Origin of the sequence: Roseomonas aerilata DSM 19363 (assembly GCF_000711725.1) — a bacterium.
GTDB classification, from domain to species: Bacteria; Pseudomonadota; Alphaproteobacteria; order Acetobacterales; family Acetobacteraceae; genus Roseomonas; species Roseomonas aerilata.
On record NZ_JONP01000101.1, the window covers coordinates 1 to 5,958 of the forward strand.

General features: G+C 66.4%; 8 protein-coding genes and 1 pseudogene. 1 reads left to right on the forward strand and 8 read right to left on the reverse strand.

Annotated elements, in window-relative coordinates:
- Together BO39_RS34795 and BO39_RS28835 are read right to left on the reverse strand one after the other, a co-directional pair.
- Positions 1–850: pseudogene (locus BO39_RS34795) on the reverse strand (IS3 family transposase); the annotation flags it as partial.
- Between the two features lie 199 nt (positions 851–1,049).
- Positions 1,050–1,625: a YciE/YciF ferroxidase family protein gene (locus BO39_RS28835; protein WP_043840260.1), complete on the reverse strand. Its 576-nt coding sequence runs from the start codon at positions 1,623–1,625 to the stop codon at positions 1,050–1,052.
- Positions 1,626–1,819: 194 nt separating this feature from the next.
- Between BO39_RS28835 and BO39_RS28840 the strand changes: the two genes are divergently transcribed.
- A complete protein-coding gene (locus tag BO39_RS28840) occupies positions 1,820–2,128 on the forward strand; it encodes a hypothetical protein (RefSeq protein ID WP_043840262.1) in 309 nt (102 codons plus the stop codon).
- 61 nt (positions 2,129–2,189) lie between these two features.
- Here BO39_RS28840 and BO39_RS28845 read toward each other — a convergent pair whose 3' ends face one another.
- The 6 genes from BO39_RS28845 to BO39_RS28870 form a co-directional block, all read right to left on the reverse strand.
- Entirely contained in the window at positions 2,190–2,447 is a 258-nt protein-coding gene (locus BO39_RS28845) for a GlsB/YeaQ/YmgE family stress response membrane protein (protein ID WP_043840264.1), read from the reverse strand.
- Positions 2,448–2,543: 96 nt separating this feature from the next.
- Complete coding sequence (locus tag BO39_RS28850) at positions 2,544–3,554, reverse strand: YsnF/AvaK domain-containing protein (RefSeq protein ID WP_043840266.1); 1,011 nt, start codon at positions 3,552–3,554, stop codon at positions 2,544–2,546.
- A complete protein-coding gene (locus tag BO39_RS28855; protein WP_052403012.1) occupies positions 3,551–4,060 on the reverse strand; it encodes a DUF2382 domain-containing protein in 510 nt (169 codons plus the stop codon). Before BO39_RS28855 ends, BO39_RS28850 begins: the two co-directional genes overlap by 4 nt.
- Complete coding sequence (locus BO39_RS28860) at positions 4,044–4,991, reverse strand: hypothetical protein (RefSeq protein ID WP_245615468.1); 948 nt, start codon at positions 4,989–4,991, stop codon at positions 4,044–4,046. The genes BO39_RS28855 and BO39_RS28860 overlap by 17 nt, the downstream gene beginning before the upstream one ends.
- 88 nt (positions 4,992–5,079) lie before the next feature.
- Positions 5,080–5,262: a CsbD family protein gene (locus tag BO39_RS28865; protein WP_043840268.1), complete on the reverse strand. Its 183-nt coding sequence runs from the start codon at positions 5,260–5,262 to the stop codon at positions 5,080–5,082.
- A 158-nt stretch (positions 5,263–5,420) separates the two neighbouring features.
- Positions 5,421–5,958: helix-turn-helix transcriptional regulator (locus BO39_RS28870; protein ID WP_043840270.1), on the reverse strand; the 538-nt coding region annotated here is incomplete at its 5' end.

A 5,958-nucleotide genomic window follows, 5' to 3' on the forward strand; every position in this document is an offset into this window, starting at 1 on the left:
TGTTGGCCAAAGCGTCCCGCGCCTTCCCGTTCTAGGACGTTGTCGACCCTGATCAGCCCCGGTGCGCCTCGTTCGGCCGCGATCCTCTCCACCGCGCGCACGACATGCTCGCCGCGAATGCTGCCGTCCACCACGATCGCGAGCGCCTCGCGCGTGAAGTTGTCGACCAGCGTCAGGGCGCAGATCCGGCGCCCGTCGAACAGTGCGTCCGAGACGAAGTCCATCGACCAGTGCTGGCTGCCCCGGGTGGCGACTTCCCGTTCCCTCCGGCGCGCGGCCGTGACATGCCGCCGTGGCCGTTTGCGGCGCAGGCTCAGCCCTTCCAGGCGGTACAACCGGTAGACCCGTTTGCGGTTCACCCGCCAGCCTTCTCGCTGGAGCAGGACATGAATGCGCGTGTAGCCGTAGCGCACCCACACCGCCGCGATCTCGCAGATCCGCATCCGCAAGTGCGCCTGGCCGTCCCGGCGAGCGCGATAGCGCTGGGAGGAGCGGTGGAAGCGCAGCGCCGCGCAGCCCCGCCGCTCGCTCACCCCGAACGCGTCCTGCACGTGGCGGACGAGCTCGCGCCGGTGACCAGGCGTCAGAGTTTTTTTGCCAAGACCTCCTGCAGCATCGCCTTGTCCAGGCTGAGATCGGCCACGAGCTTCTTCAGCTTCGTGTTCTCTTCCTGCAGCTGCCTCAGATGCCGCAGCTCGGACGAGCCCAGGCCGCCATACTTCTGCTTCCATCGGAAGTAGATCGCCTCCGAGACGCCCATCTTGCGGCAGACCTCGGCCACCGGCGTGCCCAGCTCCGCCTGCTTCAGCGCAAAGGAAATCTGCTCCTCCGTGTAGTGGCTCTTCCTCACCGAACCGTCCTCCCTCAGGTCAACAAACCTGCCGGAAAACTCTCAGAAAGCGCGGACCAGTTTCCAGGTTTAAGGTCACGCTCATCCAGCATCGCGGAAAGTGGCGTTGTTTGCATGGACGCTGTGAAATCGCACACGGTAGGAACACTCAAGAACAGTGCGCCGCGGGGCTCGTAAGCCCCGCGGCGCGTAGCTTACCTCAGGCCTTGGCCTTCTTGCCAGTCGACGCACGCTTGGGGGCGGTCTCTTTTTCCTCTGGCATCTCCTCAGCCTCCCCCTCGCCATCACCTTCGCCTCCAGGCGCGCTGAAACCCTCGGCAATCTGGGTCAGGAGAGCATCGGTCCTCTTCTCCTCCTCCAAGGTCTGCCCCAGCAGCTGCTCGGCCTCGGTCAGCCCGATCTTGCGCGCCCAGGTCCTGAGCAGGCCATAACGAGCAATCTCGTAGTGCTCGATCGCCTGGGCACAGCCAATCAGCACATCGTCCGCGGCTTCGGTGTCTCCGAAGTCTTCGAGATCCTCCTCCATCTCCGCCGTCAGGCCCTGCATCGCCTCGCAAGTCTTGCTGCGCGCCGGCTTACCGAGAAGTTCAAACACCTGAACAAGGCGCTCGACCTGACCTGCGCTCTCCTCGGCATGATTGGTGAAGGCCTCTTTCAGCTCGGGCGCCTTCGCCGCCTTGGCGGACTTCTTCAGCGCCCGGACCGACTGTTTCTCAGCGTAGTAGACGTCCTTGAGCGTCTCGTAGAACGCATCCCGCAGGGTCTTTTCAGCCATGTGACAGTTCTCTTCATCTTCGGCATCCGGAACTGGCTACCGGCGCAAGATGAACGCGATCGCCTGGCAGTCGCTGCCCGGGATACTTTCCCGGTGGGGCCTTCAGATCGGTCGAAATCTTCAGAGCGTGGAGGATTGCCCAGCTTCTGCCATCAGGAGGAACTAGAGGTCAGACCTTCAACCGGTGAGATGGCATGACCAACGATCTGGCGCTTGCCTGGGACATCCGGGTAGCCGCGCTGCTTCCACGATTGCCGAGCCGGATAAGGAGGGGGATCGAGTGGCTCCGGTTACCATCGCGCCGGTGGCTGAGGACTCCCTGCGCCATCCTGCTCATCATGGGGGGGATGTTCTCCATCCTTCCCGTCCTCGGCCTGTGGATGCTTCCTCTCGGGCTTGCCCTGCTGGCGGAGGACGTCCCAGGAATCAAGCCGGTGTTGGAGAGGGTCGCCTGTTGGTGTGTACGGACGTGGCACCGGGTCAGGAGCACCACTCCGGGCTGAGAGCGACTGCCCAAAGGTGGGCTCCCAACTTCACACCGGGGGCACGGCGTAAGAGCCCTGTTCAGCCGCCGCGTCGGCCGGTGACGGTGTGATAGATCCACAGCACCACGACAGCGCCAATGATGGCAACGATCATGCTGTACAAGTTGAAGCCGGTCACACCAGCGCTGCCGAAGGTGTTAAAGAGGAAGCCACCCACGAAGGCTCCGATGATGCCCAGGACGATGTCCATGACAACGCCCTGTCCAGAGCCAGCGTAGATTTTGCTCGCGATAAAGCCCGCGATCAGTCCGAGCACAAGCCAGCCAATGATCGACATGAATGTCTCCTAAGGGGACGAAGGGGTAAATCCCATATCCGTCTGTACCTTAGGTAAGCGGGGGTTGCCTGAGCAACCCCCGCCACTTAACGGACCCTAGCGCTTGTCGGGGTTGGCGCCGCTGATGTTAGTGCCGAGCGTCTTGTCCACAGCACGGCTGGCGGCCGTGCCGGGCGGGTTGCTGCTCGTGGTGCCGGTGACGCCAACGGTGCCGGTCGTGCCGGTGGTGTCGTCCACCTTGACCTCGGTGCGGCGCACGGTGTCATGGACCGTCTCGGTGCGGTCGGAAGCATCCTTGCGGATTACCAGCTCCTCCTTGACCCGCGCCTCCTTGCCGACCACGGCCTCCTCCGAGTGCTCGGTCGCGTCGATGACGCGCTCGCGGAAGGCCTCGTCGGCATCGGTCAGCGGACGGTCCACGGCGCGCCGCTGCACGTCGACGTGCTCCTCGCGCAGCGTCACCTGCTCGGTCACCGGCGTCTCCACGATGTAGGAGCGCACCCGCACCCGACCGCGCTCGACATCGCGCTTGCCGATCCGGACCTGCTCCTCGACGATCGGGATAACCTCCTCCCCGCCGGTCCGGGCCGCGGTGGCCGCGGCAGGCCGGGAGGTCTGCGAGGTCACCGGCGCGGCCGCTGCAACCGCACCCGTTGCAACGGCGCCGGTCGCAGCGACGCCCAGTTCGGGGTTGGAGGGAGACGTTCCGACAGCAGCCGTTGTCGTGCTGGCCTGCTGACCGGTCCAGCCGGACTGCCGCCACTCCTCCTCCTGGGCGTCGAGGTCCACGGCGCCGTTGTGCTCCAGGATGTCCATCGCCTGGTCAAGCTTGCTCTCGTCCACCTGAGCCGAGACAACGTAGTTGCCGCGCCGGATGCCCTCAGCGTAGGCCGTGCGGTCCTCATCGGGAACAAAGAGGTCCTTCAGCGAGGCCCAGAAGCCGGTCTCGCCCGAGGTCGACCCGGTGGTCGCCGTTCCGGTTGAGGCCGTTTCACCGGCGATCACCTGAACCTGCCCACTCGCGAGGCCCAGCTGACTGGAGAGCTGACTGACGGCCGCGTCGGCCGCGGACCGCACATCGAACATAGCGGTGATGGTACGCATCATGGTTGGCTTCCTTCTGTGTTGTCAGTCCACGCGACGGCCCCTGCCGGCGAGGTCGCCTGCTCCGGGGCCAGTCGCTCAACCGTGGCTCGCTGCACCCGCCGCTCGACGGGCCGCTCCACGCTTTCCTCGCTGTCGACGAGGCGCAGCCGGATCTCCTCTCGGACGATCAGGCGCCTCGCGACCACCAGCTCCTCCTCGACTACGGGGACGATCATCACGTCGCCCTCCTGGCGAGTAGCCGGGACCTCGGTCACCTCACGACCGACGGGCACGCGAACGACCTCAGCGCGCCGGCTGCGCAGGGTCTCGCGCAAGGTCTCCTCGACCGTTTCGGTGCTCAGGGAGACGCGAACCCGGCCGGTCTCGACGATCCGCTTGTCGAGGCGGAGGACCTCCTCGACCAGTGGGATGACCTCCTCAGTCCTCCCACTGGCGAGCAGGCGGCTGGACGTCGGCACCAGCTCGACGTCGGGCGCCGCTGCGGCCTGTTCAGGCGACGCGGGCACTGCGAACCGTCATCAGATCGCGCGTGCCACGGCGGGCGCCGAGCACCGAGGCAATCGCACCCAGCAGCATGATCCCGAAGACCGCGAAGGCCGCCTTGGCAGCCCCGGAGGCAGCGGCGTCGGCCGCACTGCGCGCCCTCTCCTCGGCCTGCTGTGCCGCCTGCGTTGCCCGCTGCTCGGCCTGCTGCACCCGCGCCTGAGCATCCTGCGGGCTGAGGTTGTACTCGGCCGCGACGAGTTGGTTCAGGCGGTTGCGATCCTCGGCCGAGAGTTGGCCATCGGTCACCCGCCGGGTCACCAGGGTGCCCATCTCGGCCTTGCGTTGGTCCGAGGTCATGCTGGCCGGAGCCCCACCGCCGCTGAGGGCGCCTTGAACGCGGTCCACCAAGCCCTGTGCCGCGTTCTGCAGCGTGCCCGTATCCGTGCGGTTTGCCGCCTGCTGGCCAACGGCAGACACCGCCGAACCAGCCCCACTGGCGACGCTGCCCACGAGGCTGGAGGCGCCGGATGCGGCGGTGGAGGCGATGCCGGAGACGAGGTTGCCCAGCAGCACCGCCGAGATCAGGAAGGTGGTGCCCCACACCGCCAGGCCGTGCAGCGTGCCATCGGTGTTGTCCGAGGTGCCCGACAGCCGGGCCGCGACGTAGCCGCCGACGGCGAGGCCGATCAGGTTGGAGACCAGGAACCAGAGCCCGGCTCCGATGCCGAAGGAGGACGCGGAGGGCGTGCCACGGGCGGTCGCGTCGACGCTGGTGGCGCCAACGCCGGCCCCAAGGGAGTTCAGCATCAACCCGATCGTCAGGGCCACGACCGCGCCGGCGATCACCGCGCCCCAGGACACGCGGGAGGGCAGCGAGGGGGAGCCCTCGGGGAGAACTGCCGCTGCCGTGGTTGCACCGTCATAGGCGCCCGGTGTTACTCGTGTCTGCACGGGGAAAGCTCCTTCAGGGTTGGTTTAGAAGCAGGATGTCGACAGCGGTCCGATGGCCCCAGGGAGCCGTCGCACCACGGTCAATCTCTTACTTTCGGGTGACGTTCTCAGGTTCGCCTTCGGCGCTTGCAGCCGTGTTCGGGATCTCGGCTTTGGCCTTCTCTGCGCGACCCTCAGCTTGTGCCTTGGGGTCGCCAGTAAGCTTGCCGATGGCCTCTTTGATGGAGGCCTTCATCCGCTCAGCGGCTGCGGGGTCTGGATCCCTGTCCATCCGGCTTTTCCACGAAGGAGGTTCAAAGGCGGCCGGGATTAGTCACTGGCCGCGGCCTTCGCTCCCACAACAGAGGGGTACCCTCAGAGTTCCTTCAGGAGAAATGATGTTGCTAGTGTAAACCGATGCTCCTGCACTAAGAGAGCAGAGGAGTTGCACTAATCCGTGGCGAAACTGTGCGACTTCGGTGGCGCGCCACCGGTGAAGCCGCGCTCGCGGGCCCAGACAACCAGGGCGGCCCGGTTGCGCACGCCGGTCCTGCGGTAGAGCGCGGTGACGTGGTTGCGCACCGTGTTGCGCGAGAGCCCTAGCTTGTTGGCGATCCCCGCGTCCGCCATGCCGCGGCATACCAGGGCCAGCACGTCGCGGCCGCGGGGGGGAAGATCGGACAGCTCAGAAGTCGAGGCGCCCTCGGGAGCGTCCGGGCGCCGCAGCTTGGCGAGCTTCTCCAGCACCATCCGGCTGAACCAGGAGGTGTCCTGCATGGCCGCCTGGATAGCGGACGCGATCTCAACCTCGGTGCGGCGGTGCTCCGCCGCGTTCTGCGCCACCACCAGAACACAGGCCTGCCCCCCGACCCTCACCGCATCTGCCGATACGAGCAGATCCAGCCCGTCGCCCGCCCGGGCACGCAGCCGGATGCTGAGGTTGCGCACACTGCCATCAGCTTCGAGCCGCCGCTCCAGCTCCTGCCCA

Excerpts from the sequence above, each read along its gene's own strand:
- BO39_RS28850 (WP_043840266.1), bottom strand. The coding sequence starts at position 3,554 with ATGATGCGTACCATCACCGCTATGTTCGATGTGCGGTCCGCGGCCGAC.
- BO39_RS28845 (WP_043840264.1), bottom strand. The coding sequence starts at position 2,447 with ATGTCGATCATTGGCTGGCTTGTGCTCGGACTGATCGCGGGCTTTATC.
- BO39_RS28865 (WP_043840268.1), bottom strand. The coding sequence starts at position 5,262 with ATGGACAGGGATCCAGACCCCGCAGCCGCTGAGCGGATGAAGGCCTCC.
- BO39_RS28840 (WP_043840262.1), top strand. The coding sequence starts at position 1,820 with ATGACCAACGATCTGGCGCTTGCCTGGGACATCCGGGTAGCCGCGCTG.
- BO39_RS28835 (WP_043840260.1), bottom strand. The coding sequence starts at position 1,625 with ATGGCTGAAAAGACCCTGCGGGATGCGTTCTACGAGACGCTCAAGGAC.